General features: G+C 69.7%; 24 protein-coding genes. 21 read left to right on the top strand and 3 right to left on the bottom strand.

What is annotated here, in order from left to right; genetic code table 11:
* The first annotated feature begins 67 nt into the window (after positions 1–67).
* The 15 genes from rpsE (at position 68) to truA (ending at position 10,346) form a co-directional block, all read left to right on the top strand.
* Positions 68–682 (top strand): 30S ribosomal protein S5, encoded by a 615-nt coding sequence (rpsE, locus tag ACFHW1_RS01050; RefSeq protein WP_123606133.1) that lies wholly within the window; start codon positions 68–70, stop codon positions 680–682.
* 28 nt (positions 683–710) lie between these two features.
* On the top strand, positions 711–893 hold the full coding sequence (gene rpmD / locus ACFHW1_RS01055; RefSeq protein ID WP_416551281.1) for a 50S ribosomal protein L30: 183 nt from the start codon (positions 711–713) through the stop codon (positions 891–893).
* A complete protein-coding gene (gene rplO, locus ACFHW1_RS01060) occupies positions 893–1,336 on the top strand; it encodes a 50S ribosomal protein L15 (RefSeq protein ID WP_278173697.1) in 444 nt (147 codons plus the stop codon). Before rpmD ends, rplO begins: the two co-directional genes overlap by 1 nt.
* A 230-nt stretch (positions 1,337–1,566) precedes the next feature.
* Complete coding sequence (gene secY / locus ACFHW1_RS01065; protein WP_416551282.1) at positions 1,567–2,898, top strand: preprotein translocase subunit SecY; 1,332 nt, start codon at positions 1,567–1,569, stop codon at positions 2,896–2,898.
* Positions 2,899–3,552 carry an adenylate kinase gene (locus tag ACFHW1_RS01070; protein WP_416551283.1) on the top strand — a complete coding sequence of 218 codons (654 nt, stop codon included), beginning with the start codon at positions 2,899–2,901 and terminating at the stop codon, positions 3,550–3,552.
* 6 nt (positions 3,553–3,558) lie between these two features.
* The gene (gene map / locus ACFHW1_RS01075) at positions 3,559–4,407 is read left to right on the top strand and encodes a type I methionyl aminopeptidase (protein WP_416551284.1); all 849 of its coding nucleotides are present in this window, start codon (positions 3,559–3,561) and stop codon (positions 4,405–4,407) included.
* Between the two features lie 83 nt (positions 4,408–4,490).
* Positions 4,491–5,069, top strand: coding sequence for a DUF1707 SHOCT-like domain-containing protein (locus tag ACFHW1_RS01080; protein WP_416551285.1), 579 nt, complete (start codon positions 4,491–4,493; stop codon positions 5,067–5,069).
* Between the two features lie 382 nt (positions 5,070–5,451).
* Positions 5,452–5,673, top strand: coding sequence for a translation initiation factor IF-1 (gene infA, locus ACFHW1_RS01085; protein WP_007073013.1), 222 nt, complete (start codon positions 5,452–5,454; stop codon positions 5,671–5,673).
* A gap of 88 nt (positions 5,674–5,761) precedes the next feature.
* Positions 5,762–5,875, top strand: coding sequence for a 50S ribosomal protein L36 (gene rpmJ / locus ACFHW1_RS01090; protein WP_012184307.1), 114 nt, complete (start codon positions 5,762–5,764; stop codon positions 5,873–5,875).
* Positions 5,876–6,117: 242 nt separating this feature from the next.
* Positions 6,118–6,498 (top strand): 30S ribosomal protein S13, encoded by a 381-nt coding sequence (gene rpsM / locus ACFHW1_RS01095; RefSeq protein WP_123606127.1) that lies wholly within the window; start codon positions 6,118–6,120, stop codon positions 6,496–6,498.
* Positions 6,499–6,559: 61 nt separating this feature from the next.
* Positions 6,560–6,967: a 30S ribosomal protein S11 gene (gene rpsK / locus ACFHW1_RS01100; RefSeq protein WP_007073011.1), complete on the top strand. Its 408-nt coding sequence runs from the start codon at positions 6,560–6,562 to the stop codon at positions 6,965–6,967.
* A gap of 14 nt (positions 6,968–6,981) precedes the next feature.
* Positions 6,982–7,608, top strand: a complete 627-nt coding sequence (gene rpsD / locus ACFHW1_RS01105) for a 30S ribosomal protein S4 (RefSeq protein WP_416551286.1) — start codon at positions 6,982–6,984, stop codon at positions 7,606–7,608.
* A gap of 128 nt (positions 7,609–7,736) precedes the next feature.
* Complete coding sequence (locus ACFHW1_RS01110; RefSeq protein ID WP_278173705.1) at positions 7,737–8,759, top strand: DNA-directed RNA polymerase subunit alpha; 1,023 nt, start codon at positions 7,737–7,739, stop codon at positions 8,757–8,759.
* Positions 8,760–8,793: 34 nt separating this feature from the next.
* Complete coding sequence (gene rplQ / locus ACFHW1_RS01115; protein ID WP_416589852.1) at positions 8,794–9,369, top strand: 50S ribosomal protein L17; 576 nt, start codon at positions 8,794–8,796, stop codon at positions 9,367–9,369.
* 143 nt (positions 9,370–9,512) lie between these two features.
* Positions 9,513–10,346, top strand: coding sequence for a tRNA pseudouridine(38-40) synthase TruA (gene truA / locus ACFHW1_RS01120; protein WP_416551288.1), 834 nt, complete (start codon positions 9,513–9,515; stop codon positions 10,344–10,346).
* A gap of 7 nt (positions 10,347–10,353) precedes the next feature.
* Here truA and ACFHW1_RS01125 read toward each other — a convergent pair whose 3' ends face one another.
* Complete coding sequence (locus ACFHW1_RS01125; protein WP_416614652.1) at positions 10,354–11,160, bottom strand: hypothetical protein; 807 nt, start codon at positions 11,158–11,160, stop codon at positions 10,354–10,356.
* 651 nt (positions 11,161–11,811) lie between these two features.
* Between ACFHW1_RS01125 and ACFHW1_RS01130 the strand changes: the two genes are divergently transcribed.
* From ACFHW1_RS01130 to ACFHW1_RS01155, 6 genes are all read left to right on the top strand, one after another.
* A complete protein-coding gene (locus ACFHW1_RS01130) occupies positions 11,812–12,426 on the top strand; it encodes a class I SAM-dependent methyltransferase (protein WP_416551408.1) in 615 nt (204 codons plus the stop codon).
* Positions 12,427–12,515: 89 nt separating this feature from the next.
* Complete coding sequence (locus ACFHW1_RS01135) at positions 12,516–14,192, top strand: ABC-F family ATP-binding cassette domain-containing protein (protein WP_416551290.1); 1,677 nt, start codon at positions 12,516–12,518, stop codon at positions 14,190–14,192.
* Between the two features lie 28 nt (positions 14,193–14,220).
* Complete coding sequence (locus ACFHW1_RS01140) at positions 14,221–15,201, top strand: aldo/keto reductase (RefSeq protein WP_416551409.1); 981 nt, start codon at positions 14,221–14,223, stop codon at positions 15,199–15,201.
* 381 nt (positions 15,202–15,582) lie between these two features.
* Positions 15,583–16,458, top strand: coding sequence for a helix-turn-helix domain-containing protein (locus ACFHW1_RS01145; protein ID WP_416567413.1), 876 nt, complete (start codon positions 15,583–15,585; stop codon positions 16,456–16,458).
* Positions 16,455–16,655, top strand: coding sequence for a DUF397 domain-containing protein (locus ACFHW1_RS01150; protein ID WP_416551292.1), 201 nt, complete (start codon positions 16,455–16,457; stop codon positions 16,653–16,655). The genes ACFHW1_RS01145 and ACFHW1_RS01150 overlap by 4 nt, the downstream gene beginning before the upstream one ends.
* 22 nt (positions 16,656–16,677) lie before the next feature.
* On the top strand, positions 16,678–17,526 hold the full coding sequence (locus ACFHW1_RS01155; RefSeq protein WP_416551293.1) for a GNAT family N-acetyltransferase: 849 nt from the start codon (positions 16,678–16,680) through the stop codon (positions 17,524–17,526).
* On the opposite strand, the gene ACFHW1_RS01160 is transcribed toward ACFHW1_RS01155, so the two are convergent.
* Positions 17,516–17,755, bottom strand: coding sequence for a hypothetical protein (locus tag ACFHW1_RS01160; RefSeq protein ID WP_416551294.1), 240 nt, complete (start codon positions 17,753–17,755; stop codon positions 17,516–17,518). The two genes, ACFHW1_RS01155 and ACFHW1_RS01160, sit on opposite strands and share 11 nt — an antisense overlap.
* Before the next feature lie 196 nt (positions 17,756–17,951).
* Positions 17,952–18,650 carry an asparagine synthase-related protein gene (locus ACFHW1_RS01165; protein WP_416589849.1) on the bottom strand — a complete coding sequence of 233 codons (699 nt, stop codon included), beginning with the start codon at positions 18,648–18,650 and terminating at the stop codon, positions 17,952–17,954.
* Positions 18,651–18,892 lie beyond the last annotated feature (242 nt).

The raw sequence follows: 18,892 nt of genomic DNA on the forward strand, positions 1-18,892 counted from the left end.
GCCGTCTGATGCCTGTCCAGACGCAAATCGAAGCAAACCCCGTCACGAGTAGGAAGGAAGGCTGCTGATGCCAGGTCAACAGCGTCGTGGCGGCGGGTCCGGTGGCAACGAAGGTGGTCGCCGCGACAACCGCCGTGAGGGCGGTCGCGGCAACGCGCCCGTCGAGAAGACCCCACACCTGGAGCGCGTCGTCGCGATCAACCGGGTCGCCAAGGTCGTGAAGGGCGGTCGGCGTTTCAGCTTCACCGCCCTGGTGATCGTGGGCGACGGTGACGGCACGGTCGGCGTGGGTTACGGCAAGGCCAAGGAGGTGCCGGCGGCGATCGCCAAGGGCGTCGAGGAGGCCAAAAAGCACTTCTTCAAGGTGCCCCGGATCGCCGCGTCGATCCCGCACCCGGTGCAGGGCGAGGACGCCGCCGGCGTGGTCCTGCTCAAGCCGGCGAGCGCCGGTACGGGTGTGATCGCCGGTGGCCCGGTGCGTGCGGTGCTGGAGTGCGCGGGCATCCACGACGTGCTCTCCAAGAGCCTCGGCTCGTCGAACCCGATCAACATCGTGCACGCCACGGTCGCCGCGCTGAAGAGCCTGGAGTCGCCGGAGGCGGTCGCCACCCGGCGTGGCCTGCCGGTCGAGGACGTGGCCCCAGCCGCGATGCTCGCGTCCCGCGCGGGCGCAGGGGCGTGACAGCGAAGATGAACGGAGGGCGGCTGTGATGGCACGTCTCAAGGTGACCCAGGTCCGGTCCGGGATCGGGACCAAGCGTAACCAGCGGGAGTCGCTGCGGTCGCTCGGTCTGAAGCGGATCAACGACGTGGTGGTCAAGGAGGACCGGCCCGAGATCCGGGGCATGATCTTCACCGTGAACCACCTCGTGACGGTCGAGGAGGTCGAGTAATGGCGATCAAGGTCCACCACCTCCGGCCGGCGCCGGGGGCCAAGACCGCGAAGACCCGGGTGGGCCGCGGTGAGGGCTCCAAGGGCAAGACCGCCGGTCGGGGCACCAAGGGCTCCAAGGCCCGCAAGAACATCCCGGCGGCGTTCGAGGGCGGGCAGATGCCCATCCACATGCGTCTGCCGAAGCTGAAGGGCTTTAAGAACCGGTTCAAGGTCGTCTACCAGGTGGTCAACCTGGACCGGTTGGCGGAGCTCTTCCCGAACGGTGGTGAGGTCGGTCCGCAGCAGTTGGCCGAGTCCGGTGCGGTCCGCAAGGGCCAGCCGGTCAAGGTGCTGGGCAGCGGCGACCTCGGTGGTGTATCTCTCCAGGTGTCGGCGCACGCGTTCAGCGGGTCGGCCAAGGAGAAGATCACCGCAGCTGGCGGCTCGGTCACCGAGCTCTGAACGCCCAGCTTGGACGTGGCGCTCGCTCAGTTGTCCGCGACTGACGGGCGCCACGGCCTACTGGTGAAGCCTCCGTCCCGTTAATATCGGGACCGGTGTATGTTCTAGGCACGCCTGCCCAGACCGACGCCGGACTGTTAGAGTCCGATGCCAGCCATGGATATCGGGCGCTCCGCACCCATCCCGACCCGCCAGAACATCCGGCGGCCGCCTCGCGCAGGAGGAAGAAGTTGCTCTCCGCCTTTCTCAGTGCGTTTCGCACGCCTGACCTGCGCAAGAAGCTGCTGTTCACGGTCTTCATCGTCGCGGTCTACCGGCTCGGCGCCACGCTGCCGAGCCCAGGCGTGTCGTACGGCAACGTGCAGCAGTGCATCACCGTCATGGAGTCCGGGGACTCCAGCGGGGTCTTCACCCTGCTGAACCTCTTCTCCGGCGGTGCGTTGCTGTCCCTGTCCGTCTTCGCGCTGGGCATCATGCCCTACATCACCGCGTCGATCATCCTGCAGCTGCTCACGGTGGTCATTCCGCGGCTGGAGCAGCTCCGCAAGGAGGGGCAGTCCGGCCAGGTCAAGATCACCCAGTACACCCGTTACCTGACCCTGGGCCTGGGTATCCTGCAGGCCTCGGCGTTCGTCGCGTTGGCCCGCTCCGGTCAGCTGTTCAACAACCTGTGCGACGACTACCCGATCATCCCCGACGGGACCGGCCTGCCGACCTGGCTGACGCTCAGCGTGCTGGTCATCACGATGACCGCCGGCACCGGCATGGTGATGTGGCTCGGCGAGCTGATCACCGACCGGGGTGTCGGCAACGGCATGTCGGTGCTGATCTTCACCTCGATCGCGGCACGGCTGCCCAGCGAGGGGTGGACGATCAAGAACACCCACGGCTGGGGCATGTTCGGTCTGGTGATCGTGCTGGTCCTGGTGGTCATCACCGCCGTGGTCTTCATCGAGCAGGCACAGCGCCGGATCCCCGTGCAGTACGCCAAGCGGATGATCGGCCGGCGGATGTACGGCGGCACCTCGACCTACATCCCGTTGAAGGTCAACCAGGCCGGGGTCATCCCGGTGATCTTCGCCTCGTCGGTGCTCTACCTGCCGCAGCTCGGGCTGCAGTTCTTCGATCCGAACGACCCTGGTCAGGTCCAGGCGTGGATCCAGAACAACTTGGCGAACCCGACCAGCCCGATCTACATCATCACGTACTTCTTTATGATCATCTTCTTCACGTACTTCTACGTGTCGATCACGTTCAACCCGACCGAGGTCGCGGAGAACATGAAGAAGTACGGTGGCTTCGTGCCCGGCATCCGGCCGGGCCGGCCCACGGCCGAGTACCTCGACTTCATCCTCAGCCGGATCACCCTCCCCGGTGCGCTCTACCTCGGCATCATCTCTGTGCTGCCGAACTTCTTCTTCATCTGGCTGGACAGCGACCAGTACGTGAACTTCCCGTTCGGCGGCACCGCCGTGCTCATCATGGTCGGTGTCGGTCTGGAAACCGTGAAGCAGATCGAGAGCCAACTCATGCAGCGCAACTACGAAGGGTTCCTCCGGTAGATGAGGCTGGTACTGGTCGGTCCCCCCGGGGCGGGGAAGGGGACCCAGGCCGAGTTCATCGCCGCTCACCTGGTCGTGCCCAAGATCTCGACCGGGGACATCTTCCGGGCCAACGTCTCCCAGGGCACGCCGCTGGGTGTCGAGGCCAAGCGATACATGGACGCCGGCAAGCTGGTTCCGGACGAGGTGACCATCAACATGGTCCGGGACCGGCTGGCCGAGCCGGACGCCGCCGAAGGCTTCCTGCTCGACGGCTTCCCGCGGACCACTCCGCAGGCTGCCGCGCTGGACAAGCTGCTGGCCGACCTCGGCACCGCGCTGGATCTGGTGCTGGAGCTGGTCGTCGACGACGACGAGGTGATCCGGCGGCTGTCCGGTCGCCGTACCTGTCGCGGCTGCGGCAAGATCTGGCACGTCGAGTTCGACGCGCCGGCGACCGAGGGCCGCTGTGACCGGTGCGGCGCCGAGCTGTTCCAGCGCGACGACGACAAGCCCGAGACCATCGCCCATCGCCTGGTGGAGTACGCCGAGAAGACCGCGCCGCTGGTCGACTTCTACGGTGCCCAGGGCAAGCTGGTCGGGATCGACGCCACCGGGCCGGTCGAGGACGTCACCGTACGCGCGATCGACGCCCTGCGTTCGTACGGCGGGTAGCGTCCGATGCGCCGCCAGCAGTTGGACATCCAGCTCAAGACCCCGGAGCAGATCGACCGGATGCGTGCCGCCGGCCTGGTGGTCGCCGATGCCCTGGCCCGGATGCGGGCGGCGATCGCCCCCGGCGTCTCCACCGCCGACCTGGACGCCATCGCCGCGGAGACGATCCGCGACGCCGGCGCTGTCCCGTCGTTCAAGGGCTACCACGGCTACCCGGCGACCATCTGCTCCTCGGTCAACGAGCAGGTGGTGCACGCGATCCCGGCGGCTGGGCAGGTGCTGCGCGACGGTGACGTCATCTCGGTCGACTGCGGAGCCGTACTGGACGGCTGGCACGGCGACGCGGCCTTCACCGCTCCGGTCGGGGAGGTACGTCCGGAGCTGCTGCGGATGATCACGGTCGCTGAGGACGCGCTGTGGGCTGGGATCGCCGCTGCGGCGCGCGGGGCGGTCAGCGGCCGCGGCCGACTCACTGACATCTCGTACGCGGTGGAACGGGCGATCCGCACGGGCGGCCGGTACGGCATCGTCGAGGGCTACGGCGGCCACGGGATCGGTACCGAGATGCACCAGGACCCGCACGTGCTCAACTACGGCCGGCCGGGCAAGGGCCCGCGCCTGGTCCCGGGGATGGCGTTGGCCATCGAGCCGATGATCACCGAAGGGTCGGCCCGCACCAACGAACTCGCCGACGGCTGGACGGTGGTGACCCGGGACGGGTCGATGGCGGTGCACGTCGAGCATTCGATGGCGCTGTTGCCGGACGGTGTCTGGGTGTTGACCGAGCCGGACGGCGGGCGTTCCCGGCTCGGCGATCTGGTGACCGCCCGTCAGCCGGCCGATTCTCGACGCTGACCCGGGGCCTGCCCCGGCTCCGGCCGCCCCTCGGCCCGGTGCCGGTCTGGCCGGGCTGGCACCGGGGTGTCAAGCTGGTAGCCATGGATCGGCGGGACGGGATGCGGGCGGCCGACGCCGACCGGGAGGCAGTGGCCGAGCGGTTGCGTAACGCGCTGAGCGAGGGTCGACTGGATCTTGCCGAGTTCGACGAGCGGTTGCAGCGGGCCTATGCGGCGAAGACGTACGGTGATCTGGGCGGCCTGCTCGACGATCTGCCACCGGTGACCGCCGCCGGACGCTCGCAGTTGGCGCCGGTCGTCACCGACGGGTTGCCCGCCGAGTTGACTCCCGGCCCGGACGGGCGCTATCCCGGTGCGACCCGCCGGTGGCTGGTCAACGAGTGGGACGGGTACGGGGCGGCGGTCGGGATCACCATCGCGATCTGGGCGGTGACCTGCGTCATGGCTCAAAACCTGCTGTACTTCTGGCCGGGCTGGGTGGCCGGCCCGTGGGGTGCGGTGCTGCTGGTGACCACCGTGCTGGGCCTGATCAAGGGCGAGCCGCAGCGGTGTGCGGCCAAGCAGGCCCGGCAGCAGTTGGCCAGGCAGGAGAAGGCGGAACGGAAGCGGATCGAGCACGAGTCCGGTGGGTCCGGCGGTCCGGCCCCGGGCCAGGGGTAGCCACCCGGCCGCACACCGGACGCCAAGCGGTCGGCCGGCGGCCTGACCGACGCCCGGCGGGTCGCCGGTAAACTCCCTGCTCCTGCCGCTTTGTCGGGTATGCTGACCTGCGGCAGCGCGCGGTTTGCTGTCCGCGTGACAACCCGCGTACACTGATAGATCGGCGCACAGCGTCCACTCCAGCGTGCCTGCTCTGCGCTTCGGCAGGCCGTGTCTGATCGGGTGTCGCCTGGGTTTCCGTAACCCGGGCCGAGCCCGTCGTCAGACGTCTGGAGCCGCGGCTGGCGCGGACGAATCGGTACGGTCGGCAGGCCGGACGGGTCCGTCCGCGAATGGTGTTGTGAGCCGATCCCGAGCAACCGACGTCAGGACAGCGGAGGACATGCCGAAAAAAGACGGGGCCATCGAGATCGAAGGTCGAGTGATCGAGCCACTACCGAACGCCATGTTCCGGGTGGAGCTCGCCAACGGCCACAAGGTACTGGCTCACATCAGCGGCAAGATGCGGCAGCACTACATTCGCATCCTGCCCGAGGACCGGGTCGTCGTCGAGCTTTCGCCGTACGACCTCACCCGAGGGCGCATCGTCTATCGCTACAAGTAACCGCCTGACGGCCGGCCGGGGCGTCCCGTGTCCGTCCTCAAGCCCGCACCGCATACGCGGCCGGGCGTCAACGGAAGTAAGGCACACCGTGAAGGTCAAGCCGAGCGTCAAGAGGATCTGCAACAAGTGCCGGGTGATCCGCCGGCACGGCCGGGTGATGGTCATCTGCACCGACCCCCGGCACAAGCAGCGCCAGGGCTGACCCCGAGCCGACCGGCAGGAGCCGGGCCGGCGACGGGGCGGTTCAGGCGGCCGATCGCACAACAGCACATGCTCGTTCCAGCCGCGAGCACCCGGTGACCATGTCGCCGTGTCCGTGGCGCAACCCCCGGTCGGAGGCCGGGGCCCGGCATGCCGGCCCACTCAGCTGAGTGGTCGGCGAGGGCAGCCGGGGTGGAGCGGGCTCAGACCTCCGTGCACACCACTTGAGGAGTACGCCCGCACATGGCACGTCTAGTCGGCGTGGATCTGCCCCGCGAGAAGCGGATGGAGATCGCGCTCACCTACATCTTCGGGATCGGCCGGACCCGTTCGATCGCCACGCTTGCCGCGACTGGCATCGACCCGAACAAGCGGGTCCGGGACCTCACCGACGAGGAGCTGGTCCAGCTCCGGGATCACATCGAGGCCAGCTTCAAGGTCGAGGGTGATCTGCGTCGGGAGGTTGCCGCAGACATCCGCCGCAAGGTGGAGATCGGCTGCTACGAGGGCATCCGGCACCGCCGCGGGTTGCCCGTGCATGGCCAGCGCACCCGGACCAACGCCCGGACCCGCAAGGGCCCGAAGCGGACCGTCGCCGGCAAGAAGAAGCCGGGCAAGAAGTAGTCCTGGCCGACGCCGGGCCCGCCCGGATACCTCGATCGTTCAATAGGAGCGCAGAAAACTCATGCCACCGAAGGCTCGCGCTGGAGCCGCTGTCAAGAAGGTCCGGCGCAAGGAACGCAAGAACGTCGCCCACGGGCAGGCGCACATCAAGAGCACCTTCAACAACACCATCGTCTCGATTACCGACCCGACCGGTGCGGTGATCTCCTGGGCCTCCGCCGGCCAGGTCGGTTTCAAGGGCTCCCGCAAGTCGACGCCGTTCGCCGCGCAGCTGGCCGCCGAGGCTGCCGCCCGGCGGGCGATGGAGCACGGCATGCGCAAGGTCGACGTCTTCGTCAAGGGCCCCGGCTCTGGCCGGGAGACCGCCATCCGTTCGTTGCAGGCCGTCGGCCTGGAGGTCGGGCAGATCTCCGATGTCACGCCGCAGCCGCACAACGGGTGCCGTCCGCCGAAGCGTCGCCGGGTCTGAGAGGTTAGGAAGAGATGGCTCGTTACACGGGTGCTGACTGCCGCCGTTGCCGGCGGGAGAAGATGAAGCTGTTCCTCAAGGGCAGCAAGTGCGATGGGCCGAAGTGCCCGTTCGAATCCCGGCCCTTCCCGCCCGGCCAGCACGGCCGTGGTCGGACCAAGGAGACCGAGTACCTCCTCCAGCTGCGGGAGAAGCAGAAGGCCCGCCGGGTGTACGGCGTGCTGGAGAAGCAGTTCCGCGGCTACTACGAGGAAGCAGTGGCCAAGCAGGCGAAGACCGGTGAGGTGCTGCTGCAGATCCTGGAGTCCCGGATTGACAACGTCGTGTACCGGGCTGGCTACGCCAAGTCCCGGGACATGGCGCGCCAGCTGGTCAAGCACGGGCACTTCATGGTCAACGGCAATAAGGTCGACATCCCCTCGTTCCGCGTCAAGGAGCACGACATCGTCGAGGTGCGGACGAAGTCGAAGGAGCTCACCCCGTTCCTGGTCGCCCAGGGCGAGGCCGGTTCCAAGACCGTCCCGGCCTGGCTGGAGGCGATCCCCAGCCAGATGAAGATCCTCGTGCACTCCATGCCGGCGCGTCAGACAATCGACACGCAGGTTCAGGAGCAGCTGATCGTCGAGCTCTACTCGAAGTGAGCCACCCCCCGTCGACGGGGGTCGCGGTCGACCGGCGTCACCGACGTACGGCACCGGCCCGGCCCCCGTCGACGGGCGCACGACCGACGGGCGTCATATAGCGGTCGCCCCGACCCAAGGAGAAGTACGTGCTCATCAGCCAGCGGCCGACTCTGTCCGAGGAGTCGATCAGCGACACGAGGTCCCTGTTCACCATCGAGCCGTTGGAGCCGGGTTTCGGCTACACGCTCGGCAATTCGCTGCGGCGTACCCTGCTCAGCTCCATTCCGGGCGCGGCGGTCACCAGCATCAAGATCGACGGCGTGCTGCACGAGTTCACCACGATCCCCGGCGTCAAGGAGGATGTGGTCGAGCTGGTCATGAACGTCAAGGAGCTGTGCGTCAGTTCCGAGCACGACGAGCCGGTCAGCATGTACCTGCGCAAGCAGGGCCCCGGTGACGTGACCGCCGGTGACATCCAGCCGCCGGCCGGGGTCTCGGTGCACAACCCGGACCTCAAGCTGGCCACTCTCAACGGCAAGGGCCGCCTCGACATGGAGCTCACCGTCGAGCGGGGCCGCGGGTACGTCACCGCCGCGCAGAACAAGCAGGCCGGTGCCGAGATCGGCCGGATCCCGGTCGACTCGATCTACTCGCCGGTGCTCAAGGTCACCTACCGGGTGGAGGCGACCCGGGTCGAGCAGCGGACCGACTTCGACCGGCTGATCATCGACGTCGAGACCAAGGCGTCGATCGGACCGCGTACCGCGCTGGCCTCGGCCGGCTCCACCCTGGTCGAGCTGTTCGGTCTGGCTCGCGAGCTGGACGAGACCGCTGAGGGCATCGACATCGGGCCGTCGCCGCAGGACGCCCAGCTGGCCGCTGACCTGGCGCTGCCGATCGAGGAGCTGGACCTGACCGTACGGTCGTACAACTGCCTCAAGCGCGAGGGCATCAACAGCGTCGGCGAGCTGATCGGGCGGACCGAGGCGGACCTCCTCGATATAAGGAATTTCGGTCAGAAGTCGATCGACGAGGTCAAGATGAAGCTCGCCGGGATGGGGCTGGGCCTGAAGGATTCGGCGCCCAACTTCGACCCGGCACACGTCGTGGACTCCTTCAGCGAAGCCGACTACGACACCGACGACTACCGCGAGACCGAGCAGCTGTAACGCCGGCTGCCGCCACCACTGAGGAGCACCAACCATGCCCACGCCCACCAAGGGCCCCCGCCTCGGCGGCAGCCCCGCGCACGAGCGGATGATGCTGGCCAACCTGGCCACCTCGCTGTTCCGGTACGGCAAGATCAAGACCACCGAGACCAAGGCGAAGCGGCTGCGTCCCCTCGCGGAGCAGCTGATCACCAAGGCCAAGCGGGGCGACCTGCACTCGCGCCGTCGGGTGCTGACCGTCGTGCGGGACAAGGACGTGGTCTTCGAGCTGTTCGACCAGATCGCGCCCCGGTTCGCCAACCGTCCGGGTGGCTACACCCGGATCGTGAAGACCGGACCGCGCAAGGGCGACAACGCCCCGATGGCGATCATCGAGCTGGTCGAGGAGCTGGTGGTGACCACCCCGGCGCCGGCCAAGGCCGACCGTCGGGCGGCCGCCCAGCAGGACAAGGTCGAGGCGCTCGCCGGTGCCGACGAGGCACCGGCCGCGCGTACCGACGCGGACACCGCGGCCGACCAGGACGCCGAGCCGCCGGTGTCGGCCTCCGGTGACACCGACACGGGCGCGACCCAGGCAGCCCCGGCCGGCGAAGGCGACAACAAGGCCTGAGCCGCCGCCGAAGGCGACGACACGGCCTGAGTCGGCACGAGCACAACCGGTGGGACCCGGCGCTGCGACAGCAGCGTCGGGTCCCACCGTCTTTCCGGCAACCATGCGACCTTTCCGGCAACCATGCGACACAGGAGGATCAGGTGCGGCAGGGGTACGTCCGGCTGCGGCTCGATGTCGCGTACGACGGCACCGACTTCTCCGGCTGGGCGGTGCAGCCGCAGCGGCGGACCGTCGCCGGGGTGCTGACCGAGGCACTCGACCGGGCGTTCGGGCCAGGCGTCGCACTCGGGCTGACCGTGGCCGGGCGTACCGACGCGGGGGTGCACGCCACCGGCCAGGTGTGCCACCTCGACGTGCCGGCCGAGGTGTGGAGCGAACGGTCCGGGGCGCTGCTGCGCCGGTTCGCCGGTACGCTGCCCCGCGACGTCCGGGTGCGGGCGGTCACCGAGGTGCCGGCCGACTTCGAGGCCCGGTTCGCCGCCACCTACCGGCGGTACGCGTACCGGGTCACCGACGCCCCGTACGGTGCTGAGCCGCTGCGCCGGCACGACACGCTTGCCTGGCCCCGTCCGCTCGACCTGGCCGCGCTGAACGCCGCCGCCGCCCTGCTGGTCGGCGAGCATGATTTCGCCGCGTACTGCCGGCGTAAGGAGCATGCCACCACGATCCGGCAGATCACCCGGCTGGACTGGCGCCGGGACGCGGACGGGACACTGGTCGGCACCGTACAGGCGGACGCGTTCTGCCAGGCGATGGTGCGCAGCCTGGTCGGGGCGATGCTGTTCGTCGGCGACGGCCGCCGGCCGGTCGACTGGCCGGGCAGCCTGCTGACCCGGCGGGAACGGTCCAGTGAGGTCACCGTCGCCCCGCCGCACGGGCTCACCCTGGTCGAGGTCGGCTACCCCACCGACCCGGCCGGGTACGCGGCCCGCGCCAGCGTTACCCGCCGGCTGCGGCTACCGGCGGCCGGCTGACGGCCGGTCACCGAGCCGCTGCCGCGCCGGCTGCCGCGTCGGCCTCCGCGTCGGCTGCCGCGTCGGCCTCCGCGTCGGCTGCCGCGTCGGCCTCGTCCGGTGCCGCGTCGCCGTCGGACCCGGCCGGGTCGTCCGCTGCCGCCGGCTGCACCGCCCGCTTTTCCAGTACGTTCGTCTGCAGGTGCAGTTGCAGCATGTCGAAGAGGATCTGCCGGGCGTACGGGTCGTCGGCGGGCACCGGTTCGCTGTCGGCGCGAGCGATCACGCAGTACATCAGGAAGTGGCCGAGCGAGTGCCAGCCGACCTGGGCGGAGGAGAGCGCGATCGCCTCGGTCCCCTCGTCGGCGATCATGCCCTGAAAGCGGCCCTTCTCCTCGTCGACCATCGGTTTGATCCGGGTGTGTGCCCATTCCGCGCCGGAGGCGTCGGCCAGGTTGAACACCCCGGTGGTGATCAGGTACTCGCCGGTCGGTGACCGTAGCGTGCCGCGGACCACCTGGTTGCAGCCGAGCTCGTCGAGCAGGGTGCCGATGTCGCCGGCGACCGCCGCCCGGCAGCGCTCCTCGATCTGGGTCTTCAGCAGCCGGTACGGTGGCTCGGCCGGGTCGATCACGATGTCACCGGTCGGGAAGACCTCCTCAACGGTGAGCGGCTGCGGGTCGGCCTGCCGGGAGCTGATGTCCCGGGGGACCACGGCCGGTGCCGCCGCCGGGGCACCCGCCGCCGCCCGTCCGTTGCGTTCGTCGACGACGATGAAGTACGAGCTAAGCCCGCAGACGCCGAGCATCAGCAGGACGGCGACGCCGCTGATCACGACCTGCCACAGCTTCGTCGACGACCACCCTGCCGTGGCTGGCCCGGTCGGTCGCCGGCCGCGAGGTTCAGTGGGACCGTCGGTCGGGCGGCGACGCGGTCGGGGGGTCCTGCCCGGCGGCGGGGCGGTACCCGGCCGCCCGCGGCCGGTCTGACGACGCGCCCTGGCGGTACGGGACGACAATCCGGGCGCAGCAGGTTCGCCGTCCGCCGGTCTCGGTACGGCCTGCGGCGGCAAAGTCTGCGGTGGGCGGAATGCCTGCGGCGCAGGGAAGCCACGCGGCGGTGGCACAACGTAGTGTGCCGGCCCGGCACCGCGCTGCGGCGGTGCGGCAGGCGGTGGCCGACGTGGCGGTCCAGGATGCGGCTGAGGCTGAGCGCGGGGATGCGGTCGGGGCGGCGGCTGGGGCCGGGGGCGCGGTGGCCTCGGCGGTTCACCGGCGGACCCCGGCGGCCGAACCGATTGATCGGGTCGAATCGGCCGGCGGTCCGCGCCGGATTCGTACCCGTACGTCATGTCGCACAGAGTAACGGATGGATTGGGGGGAGAGCTGCCGGTCAAGACTTGCATCAATTGAAGATCGGGCATAAGCCTATTTCGATCGTGATGACCGCCGTCGACGCCGTACCCAGGTTGGGCGACAATGCCCCGGTGACCGGCGACCACTACTTCAGCCCGCAACCCGGCACCGCGGACGTACGGTCGGAGATCGACTTCACGGTCGCCGGCCGCGACTACACCCTGGCCGCAGCCGCCGGGGTGTTCTCCGCCGGCCGGCTCGACCCGGGCACCGCCGTACTGTTGCGCAAGGCCGACCTGCCCGCGCCGACCGACCCCGGCCCCTTCCTCGACCTCGGCTGCGGGTACGGCCCGATCACCTGCGTGCTGGCCGACCAGGCACCGGCCGCCACGGTCCACGCGGTGGACGTCAACGCCCGCGCCCGCGAACTCACCCTGCTCAACGCCGACCGGCTCGGCGTCGCCGACCGGGTCCGAGTGGCCGATCCGGACACCGTGCCGCCGGAGCTCACCTTCACCCAGCTGTGGTCCAATCCGCCGATCCGGGTCGGCAAGGCGGAGCTGCACGCCCTGCTCGCCCGCTGGCTGCCCCGCCTCGCCCCGGGCGGCGTCGGCTGGCTGGTCATCGCCCGCTACCTGGGCGGCGACTCGGTGCAGCAGTGGCTGCGGGAGCAGGGCTGGCAGGTGGACCGGCACGCCAGCCAGAAGGGCTACCGGGTGCTGCGGGTCACCAACCGCGCCGACTGACCGCCACTTCGGTTCGCCAGTGCCAGTCGCTCACCCGGTGGTGCGAATCTCAGCTGCCGACGACAGGCCCGATCAGGCACCATGCCGGGGTGGGATACGTGGACGTGGCCGCGGTGGGGCACACCCTGCCGGACGGTCGGGAGCTTTTTGCCGACGTGTCGTTCCGGGTCGGTGAGGGTGCCAAGGTGGCGCTGGTCGGCCCGAACGGGGCCGGCAAGACGACGCTGCTGCGGATGGTCGCCGGTGACCTGCCGGTGGCCACCGGAGCAGTCGCCCGCTCCGGCGGGCTCGGCGTGATGCGGCAGTTCATCGGCATGATCGGCGACGACCGTACCCTCGCCGACCTGGCGTTGTCGCTCGCCCCGCCGCCGCTGCGGGCCGCAGGAGAACGGCTTGCCGCCGCCGAACGGGCCGTGCATGCTGCGGAGGCTGCGGGCGCGACCCCGGCCGCCGCCGAGAAAACCCAGATCGGGTACGCCAACGCCCTCGCCGCCTGGGGCGAAGCCGGCGGTTATGAGGCCGAGGTCGTCTTCGACACGGTGGCCACCGCCGTGCTCGACCTGCCGTGGGACCGGGTCCATAGCCGTCCCGTCCGGACACTCTCCGGTGGACAGCAAAAACGGTTCGCGTTGGAGTTGCTGCTGCGTGGCACCGACGAGGTGCTGCTGCTCGACGAGCCGGACAACTTCCTCGACGTACCCGGGAAGCGGTGGCTGGAGCAGCGGCTGCGCGAGTCGACCAAGTCGGTGCTCTACGTCTCGCACGATCGGGAGTTGCTGGCCCAGACCGCCGATCGGGTGGTCGCCGTCGAAGGCGGCTCCGCATGGACCCACCCCGGCGGCTTCGCAAGCTGGCACGACGCGCGGGTCGCCCGGCACGCCCGGCTGGAGGAGCAGCGTCGCCGCTGGGACGAGGAGCACGAGAAGCTGCGCGAGCTGATGCTGATGTACAAGCAGAAGGCGGCGTACAACGACGGGTTGGCCTCGCGGTACCAGGCCGCGCAGACCCGGCTGCGCAAGTTCGAGGAGGCCGGGCCGCCGCCGCTGCCGCCGAAGGACCAGTCGCTGCGGATGCGGCTGTCCGGCGGCCGCACCGGCAAACGGGCGGTGATCTGCGAGCAGCTGGAGCTGGACGGGCTGACCTACCCGTTCGACCTGGAGATTTGGTACGGCGACCGGGTCGCGGTGCTCGGCGCCAACGGCACCGGCAAGTCGCACTTCCTGCGGTTGCTGGCCAGGGGCGGCACCGACCCGGACCCGGCGGCTGGCCCGATCGCTGGCACGACGCTCGCCCCGGTGGCCCACGACGGCAAGGTCCGGCTCGGCGCCCGGGTGCGTCCCGGCCACTTCTCGCAGACCCACGACCGGCCGGAACTGCTCGACCAGGCCCTCGCCGACGTACTGTGGCGCGGCGACGACCACCGCGACGGGATGGACCGGCACGCGGCGATGGCCGTGCTGAGCCGCTACGACCTGGCCGGCCAGGGCGACCAGCGGTTCGGCACCCTCTCCGGCGGCCAGCAGGCCCGGTTCCTGGTGCTGCTGCTGGAGTTGTCCGGCGCCACCCTGCTGCTGCTCGACGAGCCGACCGACAACCTGGACCTGGCGTCGGCAGAGGCGCTGGAGGAAGGGCTGAAGGCCTTCGAGGGTACGGTGATCGCGGTCACTCACGACCGTTGGTTCAGCCGGTCCTTCGACCGGTTCGTGCTGTTCCAGGGCGACGGCGAGGTGGTCGAGGTCCCCGAGCCGGTCTGGGACGTACGCTGACCGTCGTAGGCTGGCCGGTGTGACGGAGATGATCTACCGCCGGTTGGGCGACTCGGGGCTGATGGTGTCGGCGGTCGGGCTCGGCTGCAACAACTTCGGCCGCAAGCTCGACGCCGCCGGTACCCGGGCGGTGGTCGACGCGGCGATCGACGCCGGGATCACCCTGTTCGACACCGCCGACATCTACGGCACCCCGCACGGCGGTTCCGAGGAGCAGCTCGGGGCGGCGCTGCGCGGCCGCCGCGACGACGTGGTGCTGGCCACCAAGTTCGGCATGGACATGTCCGGCCGCAACGGCGTCGACCACGGGGTACGCGGCTCGCGGCGGTACATCATGCGGGCCGTCGAGGCGTCGCTGCGTCGACTCGGCACCGACCACATCGACCTGTACCAGTTCCATGCGCCGGACCCGGTCACCCCGGTCGAGGAAACCCTGCGGGCCCTGGACGACCTGGTCCGTGCCGGCAAGGTCCGCTATGTGGGTTGCTCGAACTTCGCTGGCTGGCAGCTCGCCGAGGCGGCGTGGGTCGCGCGTACCGCCGGGTTGTCACCGTTCATCAGTGCGCAGAACGAGTACAACCTGCTGGACCGGCGGGTGGAGCGGGAGGTGGTGCCGGCCTGCCGGCGCTTCGGCCTGGGGCTGCTGCCGTACTTCCCGCTCGCCGACGGGCTGCTGACCGGCAAGTACCGCCGGAGCGAGGCGCCGCCGCCGGGCAGCCGGCTGGCCGGCGAGAGCAGCCGGTACGCCGCCCGGCTCGGTGGAGCGCCGTGGGACGTCATCGAGGCCCTCGACGGGTACGCCGCGAAGCGGGATGTGCCGCTGCTCGCGGTCGCGATCGGCGGTCTGGCCGCGCAGCCGGCCGTGGCGTCGGTGATCGCCGGGGCGACCACCCCCGAGCAGGTACGGGCGAACGCCGTCGCCGGGTCGTGGCAGCCGGACGCCGCCGACCTCGCCGAACTGCGGTCGATCCTGCCGGAGCCCGCCGGCCCCGGCGGCTCGCTGAGCTGACCGGCGCTGGACCGGATCGCGCCACGGCGCCGAGGGAACCCACATTGTTGTCTCGGGGCCGTTTTGACGACAATGACGGTTCCCTCGAGCTGATTCGCGTCACCGGCCGCGCCGGGGGAGTGCCGGCACGGCTGAGCCTCCCATGATCCTGACTCCTCGGCTGGACTTCCGCCGATGATCGGGTACCTGCATTGCGTGGAGTGGAGGCCGGCTGCGGATCGCGGTGCTTCGTGCCGATTTTCAGGACAGCCGTCAGTCAATGATCAATTAGCGGTTCGGCAACGGTGTCGTGGCGTTGTGGTAGAGATATGTCCACTCGATAGTGACTGTCGTCTGTCGATCATTCAGCCGTCGGTGAGTGGCGTATCAGGAGGTGGCAACGTGCCCGCAGCATTGTTGAACTCGTCGGTGCCCCGCCGGCAGCTCGGTCGGGAGCTGCGTCGGCTGCGTGAGCGGTTGGCCGGGGTGCCGCAGACCACGGCGGCCCGGGAGTTGGAGTGGTCGGCGACCAAGCTGCTGCGGATGGAGCGCGGTGAGGTGCCGATCCGCGCCGAGGATGTGGTGCTGCTCTGCGAGCTGTACGGCGCGGACCTGAAGACCATCGAGGCGCTGGCCGCGCTGGCCCCGAAGACCAAGGAGAAGGGCTGGTGGCACGACTACGCCAGCATCCCGTCCTGGTTCGAGCTGTTCATCGGTCTGGAGGAGGCTGCCGCCCACCTCCGCGAATTCCATACGGAGCTCGTCTCCGGCGTGCTGCAGACCCGCGAGTACGCAACTGCCGTGTTCAGCGTGAACCAGTACGAAGTGCCGGCGGAGGAGATCGAGCGCAGGGTCGAGATGCGGATGCGTCGCGCGCGGTTGCTGACCCGGATGGAGCCCTACCTGCCCAGGTTCGACATCGTGCTCGACGAAGCGATCCTGCGTCGACCGATTGGCAGCGGGCAGATCATGGCCGGGCAGCTGCGTCGGCTGGCTCAGGCCGGGGAGCAGCCGAACATTTCGATCCGGGTGCTGCCGTTCAGCGCCGGGCTGCACGCCGGCCTGATGGCGCACGGTTCGTTCACTCTTCTTGATTTTCCAGAAGGGAACGAGCCGACGACTGTCTACGTGGAGGAGCTGACAGGAGCTCTGTTCCTCGATCGGCCGGATGAGGCTGAGCGGTACGCTTGGACCTTCACCGACATCGCTGGCCGGGCGCTGAGCGAGCAGGCCAGTCGTGACCTCTTCTGGCGGACCGCGAAGGAGTACGAGTCATGATCGATCTTTCCGGAGCTAGCTGGCGCAAGAGCAGCCGATCAAACAACCAGGGTCAGTGCGTCGAGGTGGCGGACGGACTGGGTGGGGTCGTCGGGGTGCGGGACTCGAAGGATCCGGCTGGTCCGGCGCTGGTGATCGCCCCGGCGAGCTGGTCGAGTTTCGTCGCCGCCGCGAGAGCTGGCACCTTCACCAGCTGACTTACTCGAGAGGAGGCTGAGGATGGCCACGTCACTGCTGACCCCGGTCACCACCGCCACCTCGGAGCTGGTCGCGTTGATCAACGGCGACCGGTTGCCCGGCCAGCCGGCCTGCACGCCGGCCATGCTGCAAGCCGCGATTGACGGAACCTCACCGGTGGACTCGGCGTGGTGGGCAGAGCTGTCCGACCTGCGTACCGAGGCGCTGGTTGACGGCACAGGCAAGCCGGTCGGCGTCATCGCCTTCGCCCGCCGTCCACGTGACCGTGCCGGGATGATCCTGTGGCTGCACGCCCGCGAGGTCCCCGCCGTCGTGCGACTGCTGCTCGATCACGCCCTGACCGAGTTGGCCGATTGCCCGACCGTGGAGGCGTTCGCCTTCGCCACCGCGCTGGGCCTCGGCCTGGAGGCGCTGCCGGTGCGGCACCGCCCGGCCACCCACACCGTCCTGACCGAATGCGGTTTCGTCGGCAGTGATCTTTGGCGGTACATGTGCCGCGACCTGCCCGCCACCGGCCTGCCGAGCTGCTCTTGCCGAGTCCGCCGGGAGGAGGACCGTCGTGTCCTGGAGGTCGAACGTGGCGGCCAGGTGGTCGCCGAGGCCACGATCGGTGACCCGGTCGACGGGGTCGGGGTGCTGTGGTGGATCGGTGTGGAACCGGCCGCCCGGGGCGAAGGGCTGGGGCCCCGCCTTCTCGGGTCCGCCCTGGACCTGCTGGCGGGACTCGGCGGACGGCAGGTGATTCTCTACGTCGACGACGATGCCCCCTCCGACGACCCGGAACGCTCGCGGGCCGCCGCCAACACGATGTATGAGCGGGCCGGCTTCACCGAGGTTGACCGGCTCTGGTCGTACCGGCTCACCCACTGAACGCGAACCCGCGCGTTGCCGCCCCGGCCAGCCACGACTCCACCGCCGTCACCATCATCCTGGTTGCCGGGTCTGTGTATGACGTGACTGCGGCGGCATCCAGCAGCCCGGCCCCGACGCACACCGGCGCGGCCAGCGGACCCATGACCGACCGGGTCAACGCAGTAGCGTAGTACCGCTTCCGGGTCGGCAGCCCAGCCCGCATGTTGTCCGGAAACAGCCCGGTCACCAAAGGCTTGATTCGATGGTAGGCGTGCCTGGGGCGCGGGTCGTAGCGTGATGCGATCGGTGCCGCCAAGCCGGCGGTGACCAGATCCGGATGCAGGAACGGCGAACCCTCCGGTACGGCGCCCGCCGCCGGTAGGAACCCGCGTGGCCAGAACGTGTCGACTCGGTCGGCCTCCGCCCACGACCGCCCCGCCTGCCTATGGCCAGCGACATGGTCGCGTACCCAACCCGCCGCCCACCTCAGTGCGTCCTGCCGGTGATGGGTCGCCAGTAACGGCGACACCGTCGGGCGACACAACCCGGGCCAGTTCGCCGCCCAGTACGCCTCGCGCCGACCAGTTGGCCGGCAGGACTCGGGCTACGACCGCCACCGCCTCCCCGAGCCGCCCGGCTGCAGTGCCGGCCATGTCCGCCAGATACCGGCGGACACCCCGCAGACCCCACCGGCCAGCGACCTGCGCTGTCGCGAACGACCCTGCCGCCAGCAACTCGTCCGCGCCGTTGCCGGAAAGTAGCACCCCACAACCGGCCGTTGCGGCGGCGGCGTTCACCCGGGCGTTGACGCGCGGCAACGCGTCGAACCTCGGCCCAAGCGGCGACCATGGAGGCACCGGTCCGGCCCCATCCGGCTCGACAACGACCAGGTCTGCCGGCAGTCCGAGATCGGCTACCAGATCCGCCGCCGCCACGGCGGTGCTGGCATCGTCGTCGTCGACCAGATCGACGGTGAACGCCACCACCCGTCGCACCTGGGCCAGTTGGCACACCGCCACCAGCACCGCCAAAGAGTCCAGCCCGCCGGAAAAGTTCACCCCGACAGCCTCAGTATCCCCGCACATCTCGGCGACGACTCGGTCAAATACCTCACCCAGGCAGTGGCCGGTAGCACGGGGCACCGGGGCAGGTCACACCAGGTCCACGCCCTTCCACCAGCCACCCGGCGGGAACTCACCCGCCAGCCCAACCCCGGTGAACAGCCGGGCCAGCTGCCCTAACTCCACGGAAGCACCAGGGCCCGGCACAGCCAATGGATCAGCTTCCACGCGACCGGACGGGCCCCGGTACTCGGGCCGGAGCTGCCTCACCCGCGCAGCAGGTCCCGTAGACCTCGGGCCAAGTCCACCATGAACCCCAGCGG

It is taken from the genome of Micromonospora sp. LOL_014, assembly GCF_048060245.1.
Taxonomy (GTDB): Bacteria; Actinomycetota; Actinomycetes; order Mycobacteriales; family Micromonosporaceae; genus Micromonospora_E.

Excerpts from the sequence above, each read along its gene's own strand:
- ACFHW1_RS01155 (WP_416551293.1), top strand. The coding sequence starts at position 16,678 with ATGGCCACGTCACTGCTGACCCCGGTCACCACCGCCACCTCGGAGCTG.
- rplQ (WP_416589852.1), top strand. The coding sequence starts at position 8,794 with ATGCCCACGCCCACCAAGGGCCCCCGCCTCGGCGGCAGCCCCGCGCAC.
- rpmD (WP_416551281.1), top strand. The coding sequence starts at position 711 with ATGGCACGTCTCAAGGTGACCCAGGTCCGGTCCGGGATCGGGACCAAG.
- rplO (WP_278173697.1), top strand. The coding sequence starts at position 893 with ATGGCGATCAAGGTCCACCACCTCCGGCCGGCGCCGGGGGCCAAGACC.
- map (WP_416551284.1), top strand. The coding sequence starts at position 3,559 with ATGCGCCGCCAGCAGTTGGACATCCAGCTCAAGACCCCGGAGCAGATC.
- ACFHW1_RS01080 (WP_416551285.1), top strand. The coding sequence starts at position 4,491 with ATGGATCGGCGGGACGGGATGCGGGCGGCCGACGCCGACCGGGAGGCA.
- ACFHW1_RS01140 (WP_416551409.1), top strand. The coding sequence starts at position 14,221 with ATGATCTACCGCCGGTTGGGCGACTCGGGGCTGATGGTGTCGGCGGTC.
- ACFHW1_RS01070 (WP_416551283.1), top strand. The coding sequence starts at position 2,899 with ATGAGGCTGGTACTGGTCGGTCCCCCCGGGGCGGGGAAGGGGACCCAG.
- rpsE (WP_123606133.1), top strand. The coding sequence starts at position 68 with ATGCCAGGTCAACAGCGTCGTGGCGGCGGGTCCGGTGGCAACGAAGGT.
- rpsK (WP_007073011.1), top strand. The coding sequence starts at position 6,560 with ATGCCACCGAAGGCTCGCGCTGGAGCCGCTGTCAAGAAGGTCCGGCGC.
- rpsM (WP_123606127.1), top strand. The coding sequence starts at position 6,118 with ATGGCACGTCTAGTCGGCGTGGATCTGCCCCGCGAGAAGCGGATGGAG.
- infA (WP_007073013.1), top strand. The coding sequence starts at position 5,452 with ATGCCGAAAAAAGACGGGGCCATCGAGATCGAAGGTCGAGTGATCGAG.
- rpsD (WP_416551286.1), top strand. The coding sequence starts at position 6,982 with ATGGCTCGTTACACGGGTGCTGACTGCCGCCGTTGCCGGCGGGAGAAG.
- ACFHW1_RS01150 (WP_416551292.1), top strand. The coding sequence starts at position 16,455 with ATGATCGATCTTTCCGGAGCTAGCTGGCGCAAGAGCAGCCGATCAAAC.